This is a genomic window from Streptococcus sp. CF8-6 (genome assembly GCF_024295845.1).
Lineage (GTDB): Bacteria > Bacillota > Bacilli > Lactobacillales > Streptococcaceae > Streptococcus > Streptococcus oralis_BO.
In genome coordinates, this window is sequence record NZ_JANCOF010000003.1 from 33,369 (window position 1) to 53,996 (window position 20,628).

The 20,628-nt window shown below is 44.0% G+C and carries 19 protein-coding genes; 18 read left to right on the top strand and 1 reads right to left on the bottom strand.

Translation table 11 applies throughout. The annotated features are described in order from the left end of the window. Nucleotides 1-105: 105 nt before the first annotated feature. The 7 genes from murB (at nucleotide 106) to alaS (ending at nucleotide 8,335) form a co-directional block, all read left to right on the top strand. The gene (murB, locus tag NML69_RS05320; protein ID WP_254725547.1) at nucleotides 106-1,011 is read left to right on the top strand and encodes a UDP-N-acetylmuramate dehydrogenase; all 906 of its coding nucleotides are present in this window, start codon (nucleotides 106-108) and stop codon (nucleotides 1,009-1,011) included. Nucleotides 1,012-1,170: 159 nt separating this feature from the next. Next, nucleotides 1,171-2,328 (top strand): ABC transporter ATP-binding protein, encoded by a 1,158-nt coding sequence (locus NML69_RS05325; RefSeq protein WP_254725548.1) that lies wholly within the window; start codon nucleotides 1,171-1,173, stop codon nucleotides 2,326-2,328. After that, the gene (locus NML69_RS05330; protein ID WP_000754114.1) at nucleotides 2,309-3,115 is read left to right on the top strand and encodes an ABC transporter permease; all 807 of its coding nucleotides are present in this window, start codon (nucleotides 2,309-2,311) and stop codon (nucleotides 3,113-3,115) included. The genes NML69_RS05325 and NML69_RS05330 overlap by 20 nt, the downstream gene beginning before the upstream one ends. After that, nucleotides 3,112-3,885 carry an ABC transporter permease gene (locus NML69_RS05335; RefSeq protein ID WP_000712716.1) on the top strand — a complete coding sequence of 258 codons (774 nt, stop codon included), beginning with the start codon at nucleotides 3,112-3,114 and terminating at the stop codon, nucleotides 3,883-3,885. The genes NML69_RS05330 and NML69_RS05335 overlap by 4 nt, the downstream gene beginning before the upstream one ends. Next, entirely contained in the window at nucleotides 3,882-4,952 is a 1,071-nt protein-coding gene (locus NML69_RS05340; RefSeq protein ID WP_000737937.1) for an ABC transporter substrate-binding protein, read from the top strand. The genes NML69_RS05335 and NML69_RS05340 overlap by 4 nt, the downstream gene beginning before the upstream one ends. A 257-nt stretch (nucleotides 4,953-5,209) precedes the next feature. Next, on the top strand, nucleotides 5,210-5,695 hold the full coding sequence (locus NML69_RS05345; protein ID WP_033629501.1) for an LURP-one-related/scramblase family protein: 486 nt from the start codon (nucleotides 5,210-5,212) through the stop codon (nucleotides 5,693-5,695). Between the two features lie 21 nt (nucleotides 5,696-5,716). After that, nucleotides 5,717-8,335: an alanine--tRNA ligase gene (gene alaS / locus NML69_RS05350; protein ID WP_254725549.1), complete on the top strand. Its 2,619-nt coding sequence runs from the start codon at nucleotides 5,717-5,719 to the stop codon at nucleotides 8,333-8,335. Between the two features lie 86 nt (nucleotides 8,336-8,421). Here alaS and NML69_RS05355 read toward each other — a convergent pair whose 3' ends face one another. Continuing rightward, nucleotides 8,422-9,870 (bottom strand): alpha-amylase, encoded by a 1,449-nt coding sequence (locus tag NML69_RS05355; protein WP_254725550.1) that lies wholly within the window; start codon nucleotides 9,868-9,870, stop codon nucleotides 8,422-8,424. A 272-nt stretch (nucleotides 9,871-10,142) separates the two neighbouring features. Between NML69_RS05355 and NML69_RS05360 the strand changes: the two genes are divergently transcribed. From NML69_RS05360 to NML69_RS05410, 11 genes are all read left to right on the top strand, one after another. Then, entirely contained in the window at nucleotides 10,143-11,306 is a 1,164-nt protein-coding gene (locus NML69_RS05360; RefSeq protein ID WP_212575549.1) for a class I SAM-dependent rRNA methyltransferase, read from the top strand. Beyond that, complete coding sequence (aroD, locus tag NML69_RS05365; protein ID WP_000767778.1) at nucleotides 11,303-11,980, top strand: type I 3-dehydroquinate dehydratase; 678 nt, start codon at nucleotides 11,303-11,305, stop codon at nucleotides 11,978-11,980. Before NML69_RS05360 ends, aroD begins: the two co-directional genes overlap by 4 nt. Further along, nucleotides 11,970-12,824 carry a shikimate dehydrogenase gene (locus tag NML69_RS05370; protein WP_254725551.1) on the top strand — a complete coding sequence of 285 codons (855 nt, stop codon included), beginning with the start codon at nucleotides 11,970-11,972 and terminating at the stop codon, nucleotides 12,822-12,824. Before aroD ends, NML69_RS05370 begins: the two co-directional genes overlap by 11 nt. Nucleotides 12,825-12,842: 18 nt before the next feature. Then, complete coding sequence (gene aroB / locus NML69_RS05375; protein ID WP_254725552.1) at nucleotides 12,843-13,910, top strand: 3-dehydroquinate synthase; 1,068 nt, start codon at nucleotides 12,843-12,845, stop codon at nucleotides 13,908-13,910. A 9-nt stretch (nucleotides 13,911-13,919) separates the two neighbouring features. After that, nucleotides 13,920-15,086, top strand: a complete 1,167-nt coding sequence (gene aroC, locus NML69_RS05380; RefSeq protein ID WP_247924223.1) for a chorismate synthase — start codon at nucleotides 13,920-13,922, stop codon at nucleotides 15,084-15,086. A gap of 14 nt (nucleotides 15,087-15,100) precedes the next feature. After that, a complete protein-coding gene (locus tag NML69_RS05385) occupies nucleotides 15,101-16,204 on the top strand; it encodes a prephenate dehydrogenase (protein WP_254725553.1) in 1,104 nt (367 codons plus the stop codon). Nucleotides 16,205-16,214: 10 nt separating this feature from the next. Further along, nucleotides 16,215-16,553 (top strand): YlbF/YmcA family competence regulator, encoded by a 339-nt coding sequence (locus NML69_RS05390; RefSeq protein WP_084878547.1) that lies wholly within the window; start codon nucleotides 16,215-16,217, stop codon nucleotides 16,551-16,553. Between the two features lie 90 nt (nucleotides 16,554-16,643). After that, nucleotides 16,644-17,927: a 3-phosphoshikimate 1-carboxyvinyltransferase gene (gene aroA, locus NML69_RS05395; protein WP_254725554.1), complete on the top strand. Its 1,284-nt coding sequence runs from the start codon at nucleotides 16,644-16,646 to the stop codon at nucleotides 17,925-17,927. Continuing rightward, nucleotides 17,920-18,396 (top strand): shikimate kinase, encoded by a 477-nt coding sequence (locus NML69_RS05400; protein ID WP_254725555.1) that lies wholly within the window; start codon nucleotides 17,920-17,922, stop codon nucleotides 18,394-18,396. Before aroA ends, NML69_RS05400 begins: the two co-directional genes overlap by 8 nt. After that, nucleotides 18,393-19,241, top strand: coding sequence for a prephenate dehydratase (gene pheA, locus NML69_RS05405; protein ID WP_254725556.1), 849 nt, complete (start codon nucleotides 18,393-18,395; stop codon nucleotides 19,239-19,241). The genes NML69_RS05400 and pheA overlap by 4 nt, the downstream gene beginning before the upstream one ends. After that, nucleotides 19,238-20,533, top strand: a complete 1,296-nt coding sequence (locus tag NML69_RS05410; protein WP_254725557.1) for an LCP family protein — start codon at nucleotides 19,238-19,240, stop codon at nucleotides 20,531-20,533. Before pheA ends, NML69_RS05410 begins: the two co-directional genes overlap by 4 nt. Nucleotides 20,534-20,628: the final 95 nt, after the last annotated feature.

The window sequence follows — 20,628 nt, forward strand, 5'->3', positions numbered from 1 at the left end:
GGGTGACCTCTTTTTTTATGTAATGATAAAACAAGCTCTTTTTATGGTCGTCAAATGTCTCTAAAAATGGTATAATGGAATGAATTTTGAAAAAGGAAGAGTGACATGTTAGTAAAAGAAAAAATGCTTGAAATCTTAGAAGGAATCGATATTCGTTTTAAGGAACCTTTGAAGACCTATACCTATACAAAGGTAGGAGGTCGAGCGGATTATCTAGTTTTGCCACGCAATCGCTATGAGATGGCCCGTGTCGTCCAATTTGCCAATCAAGAGAATATTCCTTGGATGGTGCTAGGAAATGCTAGTAACATCATCGTTCGTGAAGGTGGAATCCGTGGTTTTGTCATCTTGTGCGATAAGCTTAATAACGTTTCGGTTGATGGCTATACCATCGAAGCGGAAGCAGGAGCGAACTTGATCGAAACAACACGTATTGCCCTCCGTCATAGTTTGACTGGTTTTGAGTTTGCTTGTGGGATTCCTGGAAGCATCGGAGGAGCTGTCTTTATGAATGCGGGAGCCTATGGAGGAGAGATTGCTCATATCTTGCAGTCTTGTCAAATTTTGACCAAGGAAGGGGAAATCGAGACCTTATCTGCCAAGGATTTGGCTTTTGGTTACCGCCATTCAGCTATTCAGGATTCTGGGGCTGTTGTTTTGTCAGCTAAATTTGCCCTAGCTCCAGGAAATCACCAGGTTATCAAGCAAGAAATGGACCGCTTGACGCACCTACGTGAACTCAAACAACCATTAGAATACCCATCTTGTGGTTCAGTCTTTAAGCGTCCAGTTGGGCATTTTGCAGGACAGCTGATTTCAGAAGCTGGCTTGAAAGGCTATCGTATCGGTGGTGTGGAAGTATCTGAAAAGCATGCCGGTTTCATGATCAATGTTGCTGACGGAACGGCCAAAGACTACGAAGACTTGATCCAATCTGTTATCGAAAAAGTCAAGGAACACTCAGGTGTCACCCTTGAGAGAGAAGTCCGAATCTTGGGTGAGAAGGAATAAGGTTGGGGTAGAAAAGTTGCTGCTATAACCATTGTAAAGGGGGTGAAAGCCTATCGTTAGTGAAAATGTATGTAGGCAGTTTAATCTCCTACACGAGGTAGTAGCGGCCTGACAGAGCCCTGATCTGTTAATTTATGAAAAAGAAGGAATTTATGACAATTGAAAAAACCAATTATTGAATTCAACAACGTCTCTAAAGTTTTTGAAGACAGCAACACCAAGGTTCTCAAAGACATCAACTTTGAGTTGGAAGAAGGGAAATTTTACACTCTTTTGGGCGCATCTGGTTCAGGAAAGTCAACCATCCTGAACATCATTGCAGGTTTACTGGATGCGACGACAGGGGATATTTTACTGGATGGGGTGCGGATCAACGATATCCCAACTAATAAACGAGATGTCCATACGGTCTTCCAATCCTATGCCTTGTTTCCACATATGAATGTGTTTGAAAATGTTGCCTTTCCGCTCCGCTTGCGTAAAATCGACAAGAAAGAAATCGAACAACGCGTAGCGGAAGTTCTCAAGATGGTTCAGTTGGAAGGTTATGAAAAACGTTCCATCCGTAAACTCTCTGGAGGACAACGTCAGCGTGTGGCTATTGCCCGTGCTATCATCAACCAACCTCGTGTGGTCTTGCTGGATGAGCCCTTGTCAGCGCTGGACTTGAAATTGCGAACAGACATGCAGTACGAACTGCGTGAACTGCAACAACGATTGGGAATTACCTTTGTCTTTGTCACTCACGATCAGGAAGAAGCTCTTGCCATGAGTGACTGGATTTTCGTTATGAATGATGGCGAGATTGTTCAGTCAGGAACGCCTGTCGACATCTATGATGAGCCGATCAACCACTTTGTTGCCACATTTATCGGTGAGTCCAACATCTTGCCAGGAACCATGATTGAGGACTACTTGGTCGAGTTTAATGGCAAACGCTTTGAAGCGGTCGACGGGGGGATGAAGCCAAATGAGCCTGTTGAGGTTGTCATTCGTCCAGAGGACTTGCGCATCACTCTTCCTGAAGAAGGCAAGCTCCAAGTCAAGGTTGATACCCAGCTTTTCCGTGGGGTTCACTACGAGATTATTGCCTATGACGAACTTGGAAATGAATGGATGATCCACTCGACTCGTAAGGCCATTGTGGGTGAGGAAATCGGTCTGGACTTTGAACCAGAAGATATCCACATCATGCGTCTCAACGAAACCGAAGAAGAGTTCGATGCTCGTATCGAGGAGTACGTAGAAATCGAAGAGCAAGAAGCAGGTCTGATTAATGCGATCGAGGAGGAAAGAGATGAAGAAAACAACCTCTAAACTCTTTGTAGTGCCCTACATGCTCTGGATTGCCCTCTTTGTCCTCGCACCCTTGGTCTTGATTTTTGGACAATCCTTTTTCAACATAGAAGGGCAGTTTAGTTTAGAAAACTATAAATCTTACTTTGCGTCACAAAACTTGACCTATCTCAAAATGAGCTTCAATTCTGTGCTTTATGCAGGGATTGTAACCTTGGTAACACTGCTCATCAGTTATCCGACAGCCCTCTTTTTGACCCGTCTTAAGCACCGTCAACTCTGGCTCATGCTGATTATCCTGCCGACATGGATTAACCTGCTCCTCAAGGCCTATGCCTTTATCGGGATTTTTGGTCAGAATGGCTCTATTAATCAATTTTTGGAATTTATCGGAATCGGTTCGCAGCAGTTGCTCTTTACGGATTTCTCCTTTATCTTTGTCGCAAGCTACATCGAGCTTCCCTTTATGATTTTGCCGATTTTCAATGTTTTGGACGATATGGATAACAATCTTATCAATGCCAGCTATGACCTCGGTGCGACCAAGTGGGAGACCTTCCGTCATGTCATCTTCCCTCTATCAATGAATGGAGTGAGAAGTGGGGTTCAGTCTGTCTTTATCCCGAGTTTGAGTCTTTTCATGCTGACACGTTTGATTGGTGGGAACCGTGTTATCACGCTGGGAACGGCTATTGAGCAGAACTTCCTGACCAATGACAACTACGGTATGGGTTCTACCATCGGGGTGATCCTTATCCTGACCATGTTCATCACCATGTGGGTGACCAAGGAAAGGAGAGAACGATGAAAAAATTTGCCAATCTCTACCTAGCCTTTGTCTTTATCATCCTTTATTTGCCAATTTTTTACTTGATTGGCTATGCCTTTAATGCAGGGGATGATATGAACAGCTTTACAGGCTTTAGCTTGAGCCATTTTAAAACCATGTTTGGTGATGGTCGCCTCATGTTGATCCTCACCCAAACCTTTTTCTTGGCCTTTCTATCTGCCTTGATTGCGACCATTATCGGGACTTTCGGTGCTATTTACATATACCAGTCTCGTAAGAAATACCAAGAAGCCTTTTTATCACTCAATAATATCCTCATGGTTGCGCCTGACGTTATGATTGGTGCCAGCTTCTTGATTCTCTTTACCCAGCTTAAGTTTTCACTTGGCTTTTTGACGGTTCTATCTAGTCACGTGGCCTTTTCCATCCCTATCGTGGTCTTGATGGTCTTGCCTCGTCTCAAGGAAATGAATGATGATATGATTCACGCGGCTTATGACCTTGGTGCCAGCCAGTTTCAGATGTTCAAGGAAATCATGCTTCCTTATCTGACACCTTCTATCATTGCAGGTTATTTCATGGCCTTCACCTATTCGCTAGATGACTTTGCCGTAACCTTCTTTGTGACAGGGAATGGCTTTTCGACTCTATCAGTCGAGATTTATTCTCGTGCTCGTAAGGGAATTTCGCTAGAAATCAATGCCCTGTCTGCCCTTGTCTTTCTCTTTAGTATTATCCTAGTTGTTGGATATTACTTTATCTCACGTGAGAAGGAGGAGCAAGCATGAAAAAACTCTATTCATTTTTAGCAGGAATTGCAGCAATTATCCTTGTCTTGTGGGGGATTGCGACGCATCTAGACAGTAAAATCAATAGCCGAGACAGTCAGAAATTGGTTATCTACAACTGGGGGGACTATATCGATCCCGAACTCTTGGAGAAATTCACAGAAGAAACAGGAATCCAAGTTCAGTACGAGACCTTTGACTCCAACGAGGCCATGTATACCAAGATCAAGCAGGGTGGAACGACCTACGACATTGCCATCCCTAGTGAGTACATGATCAACAAGATGAAGGACGAAGACCTCTTGGTTCCGCTTGATTATTCAAAAATTGAAGGAATCGAAAATATCGGACCTGAGTTCCTCAATCAGTCTTTTGACCCGGGCAACAAATTCTCCATCCCGTACTTCTGGGGAACCTTGGGAATTGTTTACAATGAAACCATGATAGATGAGGCGCCTGAGCATTGGGATGACCTCTGGAAACCAGAATACAAGGATTCCATCATGCTCTTTGATGGGGCGCGTGAGGTGCTGGGACTCGGGCTTAACTCGCTCGGTTACAGCCTTAACTCAAAGGATCCTCAGCAGTTGGAAGAGACAGTGGATAAGCTCTACAAACTGACTCCAAATATCAAGGCCATTGTGGCCGACGAGATGAAGGGCTACATGATTCAGAACAATGCTGCTATCGGTGTGACTTTCTCTGGGGAAGCCAGCCAGATGTTGGAGAAAAATCCTAACCTCAAGTATGTCGTTCCGACTGAGGCCAGCAATCTCTGGTTTGATAACATGGTTATTCCAAAAACTGTGAAAAACCAAGATGCAGCCTATGCCTTTATCAACTTTATGTTAAAACCCGAAAATGCTCTGAAAAATGCGGAGTATGTAGGCTACTCAACACCAAACCTACCAGCTAAGGAAATGCTCCCAGAGGAGACTCGTGAGGACAAATCCTTCTATCCAGACGCTGATACCATGAAACACCTAGAAGTTTATGAGAAGTTTGACCATAAATGGACAGGAAAATATAGCGACCTCTTCCTACAGTTTAAAATGTATCGGAAGTAGGAGATTTGGTTTATTGTCGGCTTTTCCAGTTGACGCAAGCTTTAAAAAACGATATAATAAGAAAGTTGAGAATTGATTTTCAGTTGTCTTAGTCCAGAGAAATGGCGGTGCTGCGAGCCATCTAAGCTAGGAAATCATGCTACTCAATCAGACAATTGCATAAGAATAAGAGAATGACAAGTTCATTGAATGAAGGTGGTACCGCGGTTTTTCGCCCTTCGTGATATGGACTTGTCTTTTGATTTTTGGAGGTGTTTATGAAGACATTTCTTGTCAAACAAAAGTTTCGTCTTGGAGGCGAACGCTTCGATATCAAGGATGATAGAGGAGTAGTGAACTATCAGGTGGAGGGATCATTTTTCCAAATTCCTAAGACCTTTACCATCTATGACGCCTATGGTGAGCAAGTCAGTGAGATTAGTAAAGAATTTTTCACTTTGCTTCCTCGCTTTACTATCCAGTTACGAAACGGTTCCAATTTCGTCATTCGCAAGAAGTTGACCTTCTGGCGAGATAAGTATGAGTTTGATGATCTAGGGCTTCGTATCGAGGGCAATATCTGGGATTTGAATTTCAAATTGCTGGATGACCGCGACCAAGTGATTGCCGAAATTCGGAAAGAAATTTTCCATTTGACCTCAACCTACACCGTAACCGTCTATGAAGACTCGTATGCAGATTTGGTCATTTCCCTTTGTGTCGCGATTGACTATGTGGAGATGCTGGAAAGCCAATCAAATTAAACAAGTAAATAAGGAGATATTATGAAACAACTATCTAGTGCTCAAGTTCGCCAAATGTGGCTAGATTTCTGGGCAAGCAAAGGTCACTCTGTAGAACCATCAGTGAGCTTGGTTCCAGTAAACGATCCAACTCTTTTGTGGATCAACTCTGGGGTAGCAACCCTTAAGAAATATTTTGACGGAACCATCATTCCTGAAAACCCACGTATTACCAATGCGCAAAAAGCTATCCGTACTAACGATATTGAAAACGTAGGGAAGACTGCGCGCCACCATACTATGTTTGAAATGTTGGGGAACTTCTCTATCGGGAATTACTTCCGTGACGAAGCCATCACTTGGGCTTACGAGCTTTTGACAAGCCCAGAATGGTTTGATTTCCCAGCTGAAAAACTTTATATGACCTACTATCCTGAAGATAAGGATTCTTACAACCGCTGGATTGAAGTAGGAGTGGACCCAAGCCACTTGATTCCAATCGAAGATAACTTCTGGGAAATCGGTGCGGGACCTTCTGGACCTGATACTGAGATCTTCTTTGACCGTGGAGAAGCATTTGACCCAGAAAATATAGGTATTCGCCTTCTTGCAGAAGATATCGAAAACGACCGTTACATCGAAATCTGGAACATCGTTTTGTCACAATTTAACGCAGACCCTGCTGTACCTCGTAGTGAGTACAAGGAATTGCCACACAAGAATATTGATACGGGCGCTGGTTTGGAGCGTTTGGTGGCAGTTATCCAAGGGGCTAAGACAAACTTTGAAACTGACCTCTTCATGCCAATCATTCGTGAAGTTGAGAAATTGTCTGGTAAGGTCTACGACCAAGATGGCGACAACATGAGCTTCAAGGTCATCGCTGACCACATCCGTTCCCTTTCATTTGCCATCGGTGATGGTGCTCTTCCAGGAAATGAAGGTCGTGGTTATGTCCTTCGTCGTCTACTCCGTCGTGCTTCTATGCACGGTCAAAAATTGGGCATCAACGAGCCTTTCCTTTACAAACTCGTTCCAACTGTTGGAAAAATCATGGAAAGCTACTACCCAGAAGTGCTTGAAAAGCGGGACTTTATCGAAAAAATCGTTAAGAGCGAAGAAGAGTCATTTGCTCGTACCCTTCACTCAGGTCAACACTTTGCAGAAACCATTGTATCTGACTTGAAAGCGAAAGGACAAAGCGTTATCGCTGGTTCAGATGTCTTCAAACTCTACGATACATATGGATTCCCAGTTGAATTGACAGCAGAAATCGCTGAAGAAGCTGGCATGACGGTAGACCGTGAAGGTTTTGAAGCAGCCATGAAAGAACAGCAAGAGCGTGCGCGTGCGTCAGCTGTCAAAGGTGGCTCTATGGGCATGCAAAATGAGACCCTTCAAAACATCACAGTGGAAAGTGTCTTTAACTACAATGCCAGCCAATTGCCTTCTAAATTGGTAGCTATCGTAGCGGATAATGCAGAAGTAGAAGCTGTTTCTGAAGGAACTGCCTCTCTCATCTTTGCGGAAACACCATTCTACGCTGAAATGGGTGGACAAGTAGCTGACCACGGTCAAATCTTGGATGCTAAAGGAAATGTCGTAGCGAATGTGACGGATGTGCAAAAAGCACCAAACGGACAAGCTCTTCATACTGTTGAAGTTCTTGCACCACTTGCTTTGAACCAAGAATACACCTTGGCTATCGATACCAACCGTCGTCATCGTGTTATGAAAAACCACACTGCGACTCACTTGCTCCATGCGGCTCTTCACAATATCCTTGGCCACCATGCGACACAAGCAGGATCTCTGAACGAAGTAGAATTTCTTCGCTTTGACTTTACTCACTTCCAAGCTGTGACTCCTGAAGAGTTGCGCGCCATTGAACAGCAAGTCAATGAGAAGATTTGGGAAGCCATCGCAGTGGAAACTGTTGAGACAGATATTGACACGGCTAAAGAAATGGGAGCTATGGCCCTCTTTGGTGAGAAATATGGTAAAGAAGTCCGCGTTGTGACCATCGGTGACTACTCTATTGAGCTTTGTGGTGGTACCCACGTTGGCAACACTTCTGAGATTGGCCTCTTCAAGATTGTCAAAGAAGAAGGAATCGGATCAGGAACTCGCCGTATCTTGGCAGTAACTGGTAAGGAAGCCTTTGAAGCTTATCGCGAACAAGAAGATGCTCTGAAAGCAGTAGCAGCAACCTTGAAAGCACCTCAACTCAAGGAAGTACCTCACAAAGTCGAAGGACTTCAAGAGCAACTCCGCCAATTGCAAAAAGAAAATGCAGAGTTGAAGGAAAAAGCCGCAGCCGCAGCTGCAGGTGATGTCTTCAAGGATGTGAAGGAAGTCAACGGACACCGTTACATTGCTAGTCAAGTTTCTGTATCAGATGCCGGTGCCCTTCGTACCTTTGCGGATAACTGGAAACAAAAAGACTACTCTGATGTGCTTGTCCTAGTTGCCGCTATCGGTGACAAAGTCAATGTTCTTGTAGCTAGCAAGACAAAAGATGTGCATGCAGGAAATCTTGTCAAAGAATTGGCTCCAATCGTCGATGGACGTGGTGGTGGTAAACCAGACATGGCCATGGCAGGAGGAAGCAACCAAGCGAAAATTCAAGAACTCTTGGATGCAGTAGCAGGTAAATTGTAAGACAATAAAGATCTATCCATTTGGGTAGGTCTTTTTGCCTACTTAAAAAGCCAAATCCGCTTGGATTTGACTTGTAACTGATAGGTTTATTTTGTTGCCCAAACACTGACTGAACCCGCTGCTACTGGAAATTCTCCATAACCTTCAGCGTTGATTGTAACTTGTGCTGGATGATTTTCAAGGAGGTCAACAAAGGTTTGGTCAGCCCATTCTTGCCCGACAAACATAGATTTGCTGTTTTCTTGGTCATTTGAGATGAGGACAGCGATTGGAGATTGATGTTCAGCACCTGAACGAACCCAACCGATACAGTTGGCATCGTCAAAGTAGTCTGTTTGCTCCCCATATGCCCTGTCTTTTCGGATGGCTAGGAGACGATCAAGAACTTCTCTGAAATCTTGTTGAGCAAATTGCCCTGAAATGCCGTAATAGTCTCCGTAAAAGACACATGGAAGACCATCTTGGCGTAATAGAATGAGGGCATAGGCTGCTGGCTTGAACCATTCTTCAACAGTAGACTCAAGGGCTTGTCCTCGTTGGGTATCATGGTTGTCAACGAAAGTGACTGCTTTGTCAGGCTTGAGTTCAACCAAGCTATCTGTGAAAATGTTACGAAGGTCGTAACTTGCTCCAGCTTGACTGGCTTCAAAGAGGTTCTGGTGGAGACGAACATCGACAAGATCAAAGCGTTCTTCTGTTTTCTCGAGATAGTCTAGATTGGCTTCTTTGTCTGGGTTCCAAAATTCACCAAAAACATAGAAATCTTGACCGTATTTTTCCTTCATATCACGGATGAAATTGCCCATAAAGAAGGAGTCAATGTGCTTAACGGCATCCAAGCGGAAACCAGCTACACCAGTCGTTTCCATGAACCAGTCAGCCCAGTCATAGATGTTTTGGATGACTTCGGGATGCTTAAAGTCTAGGTCAGCATACATGAGGTAGTCGTAGTTACCGTTTTCGTTATCGACCAATTCCTCATTTGCCCAACCTTTATTGTCTCCTTGGATCAGGTAAATACCAGACTTACGGCGTTTGGCATCGTAGTCTGTACCTGTGAAGTGGTACCAGTGCCAGTGGAAGTCATTGTAGGTATCTTGGCGACCATCGAAAGTAAAGTGAGTCCAGCCATTGATAGTAAAGGGCTCGCTTAGTTGAACGGTACGATCCTCAGGGTCCACTTCAATAACTTGAAAGGCTTCCATATGATCGGCAGCAGCCTTGTGATTGAGCACCACATCGGCCATGGGTTGAATTCCCTGTGCTTTTAGGGCTTGAATGGCTTGAAGATAGTCTTCTTTAAACCCATACTTGGTACGGACAGTTCCTTTTTGCTGAAATTCGCCTAGGTCAAAAAGATCGTAAACACCATAGCCGACGTCTTTTTCGTTGGTTGCCTTGAAGGCAGGTGGCATCCAGACGTGGCTAATCCCCAGATGAGCTAGGTGTGAAGCATCTTCAGCCAGTCGCGTCCAGTGTTGGCCGTCGTGAGGCAGATACCATTCAAAGTATTGCATAAGTGTCTGATTTTGCATTGTTTTTCCTCTTGCTTATCAATGTTGTGTTTTATTCTACCATAAAGTTTAGAACTAGGCAAACGTTTGCGCAAGATTCTATACTCATTTCTGAAATTGTCTATTTTTAGCGAATAAAATCTCTCTTTCCATCACAAGGGAGAGGATGTTTTGCTGAAAAAGTAAATGGCATATACTTATTTGAACAAAAATGACACTCAGTAAACTAAAGTACATATGGTTAAACGGTTTCTTTTTTGAGAATTGTCACAAAATTTGCTATAATAGTAGCTATGAATAGAATTAGGGTCAGCAGACGTGTTGAAAAAAAGCTAGCTAAGGGTCTAGTTCTTTTGGAAGCAAGTGATTTAACAGATATTGAACTGACGGATCAGGCAGTAGAAGTTCTTAGTCAAGACGGGAAGTTTTTAGGGAGCGCCTATCTTTCTCAACAGAATAAAGGAATCGGTTGGTTCATCAGCAAGGAAAAGGTTCGTTTCAATCAAGCCTTTTTTGAAATCCTGTTTCGTAAGGCCAAGGAAGCTAGAAAGCCTTATTATCAAGATGACTTGACCACTGCCTTTCGCCTTTTTAACCAAGAGGGGGATGGTTTTGGGGGTCTGACTGTTGATCTCTATGGAGATTATGCTGTCTTTTCTTGGTACAATTCCTTTGTTTACCAGATTCGTGTGCTGATCATAAATGCTTTTAAGGAAGTTTTCCCTGAGGTCTTGGGGGCTTATGAAAAGATTCGTTTTAAAGGTCTAGACTACGAGTCTGCCTATGTTTATGGTGAGGAAGCGCCAGATTACTTTACTGTTCTTGAGAATGGCGTGCTCTATCAAGTCTTTATGAATGATGGCTTGATGACAGGGATTTTCCTAGACCAGCATGAGGTTCGTGGGAGTCTGGTTGACGGTCTAGCTATGGGCAAATCCTTGCTCAATATGTTCTCCTATACGGCTGCCTTTTCAGTTGCTGCAGCTATGGGAGGCGCGAGTGAGACGACTTCTGTCGACTTGGCCAAACGGTCTAGAGAGCTGTCAGAAGCCCATTTTCATGCAAATGGACTTAGCACGGACAATCATCGTTTTATCGTTATGGATGTCTTTGAGTACTTCAAGTACGCCAAGCGAAAAGGCTTGACCTATGATGTGCTTGTTCTTGATCCACCAAGCTTTGCCCGCAATAAAAAACAAACATTCTCTGTAGCTAAGGACTATCACAAGTTGATTTCCCAGAGTCTAGAGATTTTAAATCCGGGAGGCATTATCATTGCCAGTACCAATGCTGCCAATGTTTCCCGCCAGAAATTTACAGAACAAATTGATAAAGGTTTTGCAGGAAGAAGGTATCAGGTCTTGAACCAATACGGACTTCCAGCAGACTTTGCCTATAATAAAAAAGATGAAAGCAGTAATTACCTCAAGGTGATTAGTATGAAGGTTAGTAGATGAAATTAATCGTTTCAGTAATGCCAAGAAGTTTAGAAGAAGCGCAAGAACTGGATGCCACTAGGTATGAAGATGCCGATATCATTGAGTGGCGTGCGGACTTTCTTACAAAGGACGCTATTTTACAGGTAGCACCCGCTATCTTTGAGAAATTTGCAGGACGCGAACTTGTCTTTACCCTTCGGACCCGCGCTGAGGGAGGAGAAATCGAACTTTCCTCAGAAGAGTATGTTCAAATCATTAAGGAAGTTACTCAGCTTTATCAGCCGGATTATGTAGATTTTGAGTATTTCAGCTACAAGGACGTTTTTGAGGAAATGTTGGATTTTCCAAATCTTGTTTTGAGTTACCATAATTTCCAGGAGACACCTGAAAACATGATGGAAATTTTGTCTGAGTTGACCAGTCTCTCTCCGAAAGTGGTCAAGGTATCAGTTATGGCTCATACGGAGCAGGATGTTTTAGACCTGATGAATTACACTCGAGGATTTAAAACACTCAATCCTGAGCAAGAGTACGTGACCATTTCCATGGGGAAAATGGGCAAGGTATCACGCATTACTTCAGATGTGACGGGTTCGAGTTGGTCATTTGCTAGTCTGGATGAAGCGAGTGCCCCAGGTCAGATTTCGCTATCAAACATGAAGAAAATCAGGGAGATTTTGGATGAAGCTTGATGGCTATACACGTTTAGCTGCAGTTGTTGCCAATCCCATCAAACACTCTATTTCACCCTTTATCCACAATAGGGCCTTTGAGGCGACAGCTATTAATGGTGCCTATGTAGCTTGGGAGATTGAAGCGGGTGATTTGGCAGAAACAGTCGCCAATATTCGCCGTTACCAGATGTTTGGCATCAACCTGTCTATGCCTTACAAGGAGCAAGTGATTCCTTATCTGGATGAGTTGAGTGATGAGGCTCGTTTGATTGGGGCGGTTAATACGGTTGTTAATCATAATGGCACTTTAATTGGATATAATACAGATGGCAAGGGATTCTTTAAGAGCTTGCCTTCTTTTACAATTTCAGGTAAAACAATGACCATTTTGGGTGCAGGTGGTGCGGCCAAATCCATTTTGGCACAAGCCATTTTGGACGGGGCCAGTCAGATTTCAGTTTTTGTTCGTTCAGTTTCTACGGAAAAAACAAGACCTTACCTAGACAAGTTGCAGGAGCAAACAGGTTTTAAAGTGGACTTGTATGCTTTAGAAGATCTTTCTGAACTGCAATCAAGGATTGCCGAGTCGGACCTGCTCGTCAATGCGACCAGTGTAGGGATGGATGGCCAGTCGTCGCCAGTTCCAGAAAGTATCAATTTGCCAGAGGCTCTCTTGGTCGCAGATATCATTTACCAACCTTTTGAGACACCATTTTTGAAATGGGCTAGAAGCCAGGGCAATCCAGCTGTCAATGGTCTGGGAATGTTGCTCTATCAAGCTGCTGAAGCTTTTCAACTGTGGACAGGTAAAGAAATGCCGACAGAAGAAATTTGGCAGTCCTTAACAGAAAAATATAAATAGTGAAAAGGAGATCCTACTATGAAAATCAGAATCGATATTCCGCATCATCCTTATGATATTCAGATTGAAAAAGGTTGTCTGGCTCAGGCTGGTCAATGGTTGCGAGAACTCTGGCAACCACAAAAAGTGGTTATCGTAACCGACAACCATGTAGCTTCTCTCTATGCAGAGAAGGTTAAACTCAGCCTAGAAGATGCTGGTTTTCAGGTAGCTGTTTTTGACTTTTTAGAAGGCGAAGAACGAAAGAATTTAACAACTGTTCAGAAGGTCTATGAATTTCTAGTCAAGCAAGGTCTGACTCGTAGCGATGGGATCGTGGCTCTTGGTGGTGGTGTCGTTGGGGATCTGGCTGGTTTCGTAGCCTCTACCTATATGCGGGGCATTCACTTTGTTCAGATTCCGACTAGTTTGACTGCACAGGTTGATTCTTCTATCGGTGGAAAGACGGGTGTCAATACTCTTTTTGCTAAAAATATGGTGGGTACCTTTGCCCAACCAGATGGGGTTCTGATTGACCCGCTTGTCCTTGCAACACTCGGGAAAAGAGAGTTGATTGAAGGGATGGGTGAGGTTATCAAGTATGGCTTGATTGAGGATCCAGAACTTTGGGCTCTCTTGACGGAGCTAGATGGTTCTGTAGAGAGCATTTTGGAACATGCAGAGACTTTGATTGAACATTCTTGTCAGGTTAAGCGCAAGATGGTGGTCGAAGATGAGTTGGATAATGGTGTTCGCCTTTACCTCAATTTTGGTCACACCATTGGTCATGCTATCGAAGCGACTGCTGGTTATGGGAAAGTCATGCATGGTGAGGCCGTGGCCATGGGGATGGTGCAGATTTCCAAGGTTGCTGAGGAAAAAGGTCTTATGCCAGAAGGAATAACCCAGTCCATTAGAGAGATGTGCCAGAAATTTGGTTTACCTATTGACTATGAAAACTGGAATGTTGACAAGCTCTATCAGGCTTTGACTCATGATAAGAAAGCGCGTGGCAACACCTTGAAATTGGTCTTGGTACCAGAGCTTGGTTCAGCGACCATTCACCCAGTTTCTCTGGAAGAGATGAAAGACTACTTGGTAAAATAAGGAGAACGTATGAGATATTTAACTGCAGGAGAATCACACGGTCCTCGTTTGACGGCTATCATTGAAGGAATTCCCGCTGGACTTCCTTTGACAGCTGAGGATATTAATGGAGACCTTAAACGCCGTCAGGGTGGCTACGGTCGTGGTGGCCGTATGAAGATTGAGAGTGACCAGGTTGTCTTTACTTCGGGCGTTCGTCACGGGAAGACGACAGGGGCTCCCATTACCATGGATGTCATCAATAAGGACCACCAAAAATGGTTGGATATCATGTCTGCGGAGGACATTGAAGACCGCCTTAAAAGCAAACGAAAAATTACCCATCCTCGCCCAGGTCATGCCGATTTGGTTGGGGGCATCAAGTACCGTTTTGACGATTTGCGAAATTCCTTGGAGCGGTCATCTGCTCGTGAAACAACCATGCGAGTTGCTGTTGGGGCAGTAGCCAAACGTCTCTTAGCTGAGCTGGATATGGAGATTGCCAACCATGTCGTGGTTTTTGGTGGCAAGGAAATCGATGTACCTGAAAATCTGACAGTCGCTGAGATTAAGGAACGAGCTGCCCAGTCTGAAGTTTCTATTGTCAATCAAGAACGGGAACAAGAAATCAAGGACTATATTGACCAAATCAAACGTGACGGTGATACCATCGGTGGGGTTGTAGAGACAGTCGTCGGAGGCGTTCCAGTTGCCCTTGGCTCCTATGTCCAATGGGACAGAAAATTAGATGCGCGATTGGCCCAAGCAGTTGTCTCTATCAATGCCTTTAAAGGGGTGGAATTTGGTCTTGGATTTGAAGCTGGTTACCGAAAAGGCAGCCAGGTTATGGATGAAATTCTCTGGTCTAAAGAAGACGGTTATACTCGCCGTACCAATAATCTAGGTGGTTTCGAAGGTGGCATGACCAATGGGCAACCCATTGTTGTTCGTGGTGTTATGAAACCCATTCCCACTCTCTATAAACCACTCATGAGTGTGGATATCGAAACCCACGAACCTTACAAGGCAACCGTGGAGAGAAGTGATCCGACCGCCCTTCCAGCAGCAGGTGTGGTCATGGAAGCCGTTGTGGCAACGGTTCTGGCACAAGAAATCCTTGAAAAATTCTCATCTGACAATCTAGAGGAATTAAAAGAGGCAGTTGCCAAGCACCGAGACTATACAAAGAACTATTAAGTTAAGGAGTCCTTATGGCAAAAACCATCTATATCGCAGGTCTCGGTTTGATTGGTGCTTCGATGGCACTCGGTATCAAGCGTGATCATCCTGATTATGAAATTTTGGGTTATAATCGCAGTCAGGCTTCGAGAGACATTGCCTTGGAGCGGGGGATGATTGACCGTGCGACGGATGATTTTGCCAGTTTCGCTCCCCTAGCAGATGTCATCATCCTGACCTTGCCAATCAAGCAGACCATTGCTTTTATTAAGGAGTTGGCAGATTTAGACTTGAAAGAAGGCGTCATTATCTCGGATGCAGGCTCGACCAAGTCAGCCATCGTGGATGCGGCGGAGGAACATTTAGCTGGCAATCCTGTTCGCTTTGTCGGGGCCCATCCCATGGCCGGTAGCCACAAGACAGGGGCTGCCTCTGCGGATGTTAATCTCTTTGAAAATGCCTACTATATCTTCACACCTTCGAGCCTGACAAGTCCTGACACACTTGAGGAAATGAAGGATCTGCTTTCAGGCCTTCATGCTCGTTTTATCGAGATTGATGCCAAGGAGCATGATCGGGTGACTTCTCAGATTAGCCATTTTCCTCATATTCTGGCTTCCAGCCTTATGGAGCAGACGGCAGTTTATGCTCAAGAACATGAGATGGCAAGGCGCTTTGCGGCGGGTGGTTTTCGAGATATGACTCGCATTGTGGAAAGCGAGCCAGGTATGTGGACTTCCATTCTCTTGTCCAATCGTGAGACTATCCTAGATCGAATTGCGGATTTCAAGGAGCGCCTAGATGAGGTTGGACAAGCCATTAGCAAGGGAGATGAAGAGCAAATTTGGAACTTTTTCAATCAAGCACGTGAGCAAAGGCAGGCCATGGAAATCCATAAGCGTGGTGGTGTGGACAGTTCTTACGACCTCTATGTCGATGTTCCCGATGAAGAAGATGTCATCTTGCGGATTTTGGAATTACTTCGTGGGACTTCTTTGGTTAATATCCACATCAACGAAGAAAACCGTGAGGATGTTCACGGGATTCTACAAATTTCCTTTAAAAATGCTCAGGATCTGGAACGTGCTGAGCGCTTAATTTCAGAAAATACGGACTACACAGTCGTCATCAAATAAGGAGAAAATCATGTCAAATATTTATGATAGTGCAAATGAACTCAGTCGCGGCTTACGCGAATTACCAGAATACAAGGCTGTCAAGGCAGCCAAAGATGCCATCCAAGCAGATGAACAAGCTAGCAAGATTTTTGCAGACTATCTTGCCTTCCAGCAAGAAATCCAAGTCATGGCGCAAACGGGACAAATGCCAGACGGTTCTTTCCAAGAAAAGATGCAGTCTTTCAGTAAGCAAATCCAAGAGAACGCTCTGTTGTCAGATTTCTTTGCCAAACAGCAACAATTGTCCATTTACCTTTCAGACATTGAAAAAATTGTCTTTGAACCTGTTTCAGAATTATTGAAATAGTATTTTATCTGTATAAAAGCCAGAAATTTCAGGAATTTCTGGCTTTTTTGTGATAAAATAAGAAAAAGTATTGCAAGTATGAGGTCAACTATGAAACTAAAAACAAACATTCGCCACTTACATGGCAGTATCCGGGTTCCAGGTGACAAGTCTATCAGTCACCGTTCGATTATTTTTGGAAGTTTGGCTGAGGGAGAAACCAAGGTATATGATATTCTGCGTGGAGAGGATGTGCTCTCAACCATGCAGGTTTTTCGTGACCTTGGTGTTGAAATTGAGGATAAAGATGGGGTTATTACTATTCAAGGTGTTGGCATGGATGGCTTAAAAGCGCCACAAAATGCCTTGGATATGGGAAATTCTGGCACCTCGATTCGCCTGATCTCAGGTGTACTTGCTGGTGCAGACTTCGAAGTAGAGATGTTTGGAGATGATAGTCTTTCTAAACGTCCTATGGATCGCGTGACGATTCCACTGAAAAAAATGGGCGTTAGCATTTCAGGGCAAACCGAGCGAGACCTGCCCCCTCTTCACCTAAAAGGGACGAAAAACCTTACACCTATTGACTATGAATTGCCAATCGCCTCTGCTCAAGTCAAGTCTGCCTTGATGTTTGCGGCTTTGCAGGCTCAGGGGGAGTCCGTTATTATCGAGAAAGAATGTACTCGTAACCACACCGAAGATATGCTGCAGCAATTTGGTGGTCAATTAAGTGTGGACGGAAAGAAAATCACAGTCCAAGGGCCGCAAAAACTGATCGGACAAAAGGTAGTTGTTCCAGGAGATATTTCCAGTGCAGCCTTTTGGTTGGTCGCAGGTTTGATTGTTCCAAACTCTCGTGTGGTGCTGCAGAATGTGGGCATCAACGAAACGCGTACTGGTATTATTGATGTCATTCGTGCCATGGGTGGGAAATTGGAAATAACTGATAATGACCCAGTCGCTAAATCTGCTACCTTAATTGTCGAGTCTTCAGACCTCAAAGGAACAGAGATTGGTGGAGCCTTGATTCCCCGCTTGATTGATGAATTGCCTATTATTGCCCTTCTAGCGACGCAAGCCCAAGGTGTAACAGTTATTAAGGATGCTGAGGAACTCAAGGTCAAGGAAACTGACCGCATTCAGGTGGTGGCAGATGCCTTAAATAGCATGGGAGCGGACATCACCCCCACAGCAGACGGGATGATTATCAAAGGGAAATCCGCCCTTCATGGCGCTAGAGTCAATACGTTTGGTGACCACCGAATTGGAATGATGACAGCTATTGCAGCCCTCTTGGTTGCTGATGGAGAAGTGGAACTTGACCGTGCTGAAGCCATCAATACCAGCTATCCTAGCTTTTTTGATGATTTGGAGAGCTTGATTCATGGCTAAGGTATTACTCGGATTTATGGGGGCAGGCAAGTCGACAATCGCTAGAGGATTGGACCCAGTCTACATCGATATGGATGCCTTAATCGAGGAACGTTTGGGCATGTCCATTGCGGATTTTTTCGCTGAAAAGGGAGAGGCGGCCTTTCGTCAGATAGAGTCTGAAGTTTTAGCGGACTTACTAAAAACGGACCGAGTTGTGTCAACTGGTGGAGGAGTAGTCGTTTCTCAGAGAAATCGTGACTTGCTCAAACAAAATCCTGATAACATCTATCTGAAAGCAGACTTTGAAACCCTTTACCAACGTATCGCAGCTGATAAGGACAATCAGCGCCCGCTTTTTCTTAATAAAAGCAAGGAAGAACTAGCAGCTATTTTCCAAGAAAGACAGGCCTGGTATGAGGAAGTAGCCAGTCGGGTTCTAGATGTGACCAAGTTAAGCCCAGAGGAAATTATAGAGGAACTGAGATGAAAATTGCCTATCTAGGTCCCAAGGGATCTTTTTCGCATCATGTTGTGCAGACAGCTTTTCCCAAAGAGGAATTGCAGGCTTTTGCCAATATCACAGATGTCATCAAGGCCTATGAACAAGGCTTGGTGGACTATTCGGTGGTGCCAGTTGAAAATTCTATCGAGGGTAGCGTTCATGAAAGCTTGGATTACCTTTTTCATCAGACTCGCATCCAAGCAGTTGCAGAAATCGTTCAACCCATTCACCAGCAGTTAATGGTGGTTCCAGGTCAGTCAAAAATTGAGAAAATTTTTTCTCATCCTCAGGCTCTGGCTCAAGGAAAGAAATTCATCGACAAACACTATCCAGAGGCTAAAATTGAGATAACAGCCAGTACCGCCTATGCAGCTCGCTTTATTTCGGAACATCCAGATCAGCCTTATGCAGCCATTGCTCCTAGAAGTTCAGCTGAAGAATATGGCTTGGAATTAATTGCAGAGGATATTCAGGAAATGGAAGCCAATTTCACACGTTTTTGGGTGTTAGGGGCAGAGATACCGAAGATTCCTTTGAACTCACAAGCTGAAAAAATGAGTTTGGCCTTGACCTTACCAGACAACCTACCTGGTGCTCTTTACAAGGCACTTTCGACTTTTGCTTGGAGAGGGATTGACTTAACAAAGATTGAAAGTCGCCCCCTTAAAACAGCCTTGGGAGAATACTTTTTCATTATCGATGTAGACTATAGTGACAAAGAACTGGTTCATTTTGCAAGACAAGAACTAGAAGCTATTGGAATCCAGCATAAGATCCTGGGAACCTACCCGATTTTTACCATAACTGATATAGAAAAGGAGAGTCAATGAGCAAAGAAAATCCTTTAAGTCATCACGAGCAGTTACGTTATGACTATCTCTTCAAAAATATCCATTACCTCAACGACCGTGAACGGAGGGAATTTGATTATCTGCAACAGAAAATGGCAGGTCCCAAGTCTGAGGTTCACCATTTCCAACAAGAAGAAAAAGAAGAATCTTGGGGTAGAGATATTGATCTTCCGACTTATGGCAGTAGAAGCCGGTCTAAGAAACGTGAAAAGGTAGCTCCTCAACCTAAAGTCAAAAAGAAAAAGAGAAGAATTCGCTTCAAACGAATACTGACTTGGTTCTTGCTGTTGATTACATGTGTAGTTGCAGGTATGATTTTTATGTTTCTTCGAGGGTTCCAGTCAGCAGCCAATCCAACAAATAAACCAGCTGACGCCAAGGCAGCTCAAGTAGAGGTCTTTAACGGTCAGGATACCAAAGATGGTGTGAATATCCTAGTCATGGGGACAGATGGCCGTATCGGTCAAAATAGTGCGGAAACTCGTACTGACACGATCATGGTACTGAATGTCAGTGGATCGGATAAGAAGATTAAACTAGTCAGCTTTATGCGTGACAATTTAGTTTATATCGACGGGTATAGTAAGATTGTAAATGGCCAGAAACAGACGGATAACAAACTAAATGTTGCTTATGAACTTGGGGAACAAGAAGGGAAAAAGGGGGCAGAAATGGTCCGCAAGGTTCTAAAAGACAACTTTGATTTGGATATTAAGTACTATGCCCTAGTTGACTTCCAGGCCTTTGCAACAGCTATTGATACCCTCTTCCCTGATGGAGTAACGATTGATGCCCAATTCTCAACATTGAATGGTCAACCTTTAACAGAAGCGACAGTTGGAGATGACCTTCATGCAACAGAGACAGAGTCCCCAACTCAAACTATCAAAGTTGGAAAACAGCAGATGAATGGCTCCACCTTGCTGAACTACGCTCGCTTCCGTGATGATGATGAGGGAGACTATGGCCGTACCAAACGTCAGCAACAAGTCATGTCAGCAGTTCTTGAGCAAATCAAAGATCCAACCAAGCTCTTTACGGGATCAGAGGCACTTGGAAAAGTCTTTGCGATGACTTCGACCAATTTACCGTATAGCTTCTTGTTGACCAATGGTTTATCTGTCATTGAAGGCGCTCAGAATGGTATCGAAAGATTAACTGTTCCCGAACTTGGTGACTGGGTAGATGCTTATGATATCTATGGTGGACAAGGACTTCTAGTTGATCAAAATAAATACCAGACCAAACTCGCCCAAATGGGAATGAGATAGAATACTATAAAAAAATCAAAGTTTGAATCACTAGTGAAAAAGTGGTTTAGGCTTTGATTTTTCTTAGTATCTGATGGATTTTTAGGGCTTTTTTA

Coding starts and splice junctions, on each gene's coding strand:
- alaS (WP_254725549.1), top strand. CDS start 5,717: ATGAAACAACTATCTAGTGCTCAAGTTCGCCAAATGTGGCTAGATTTC.
- NML69_RS05345 (WP_033629501.1), top strand. CDS start 5,210: ATGAAGACATTTCTTGTCAAACAAAAGTTTCGTCTTGGAGGCGAACGC.
- NML69_RS05410 (WP_254725557.1), top strand. CDS start 19,238: ATGAGCAAAGAAAATCCTTTAAGTCATCACGAGCAGTTACGTTATGAC.
- NML69_RS05385 (WP_254725553.1), top strand. CDS start 15,101: ATGGCAAAAACCATCTATATCGCAGGTCTCGGTTTGATTGGTGCTTCG.
- NML69_RS05335 (WP_000712716.1), top strand. CDS start 3,112: ATGAAAAAATTTGCCAATCTCTACCTAGCCTTTGTCTTTATCATCCTT.
- aroD (WP_000767778.1), top strand. CDS start 11,303: ATGAAATTAATCGTTTCAGTAATGCCAAGAAGTTTAGAAGAAGCGCAA.
- aroB (WP_254725552.1), top strand. CDS start 12,843: ATGAAAATCAGAATCGATATTCCGCATCATCCTTATGATATTCAGATT.
- NML69_RS05360 (WP_212575549.1), top strand. CDS start 10,143: ATGAATAGAATTAGGGTCAGCAGACGTGTTGAAAAAAAGCTAGCTAAG.
- aroC (WP_247924223.1), top strand. CDS start 13,920: ATGAGATATTTAACTGCAGGAGAATCACACGGTCCTCGTTTGACGGCT.
- NML69_RS05355 (WP_254725550.1), bottom strand. CDS start 9,870: ATGCAAAATCAGACACTTATGCAATACTTTGAATGGTATCTGCCTCAC.
- murB (WP_254725547.1), top strand. CDS start 106: ATGTTAGTAAAAGAAAAAATGCTTGAAATCTTAGAAGGAATCGATATT.
- NML69_RS05340 (WP_000737937.1), top strand. CDS start 3,882: ATGAAAAAACTCTATTCATTTTTAGCAGGAATTGCAGCAATTATCCTT.
- NML69_RS05330 (WP_000754114.1), top strand. CDS start 2,309: ATGAAGAAAACAACCTCTAAACTCTTTGTAGTGCCCTACATGCTCTGG.
- NML69_RS05400 (WP_254725555.1), top strand. CDS start 17,920: ATGGCTAAGGTATTACTCGGATTTATGGGGGCAGGCAAGTCGACAATC.
- pheA (WP_254725556.1), top strand. CDS start 18,393: ATGAAAATTGCCTATCTAGGTCCCAAGGGATCTTTTTCGCATCATGTT.
- aroA (WP_254725554.1), top strand. CDS start 16,644: ATGAAACTAAAAACAAACATTCGCCACTTACATGGCAGTATCCGGGTT.
- NML69_RS05390 (WP_084878547.1), top strand. CDS start 16,215: ATGTCAAATATTTATGATAGTGCAAATGAACTCAGTCGCGGCTTACGC.
- NML69_RS05370 (WP_254725551.1), top strand. CDS start 11,970: ATGAAGCTTGATGGCTATACACGTTTAGCTGCAGTTGTTGCCAATCCC.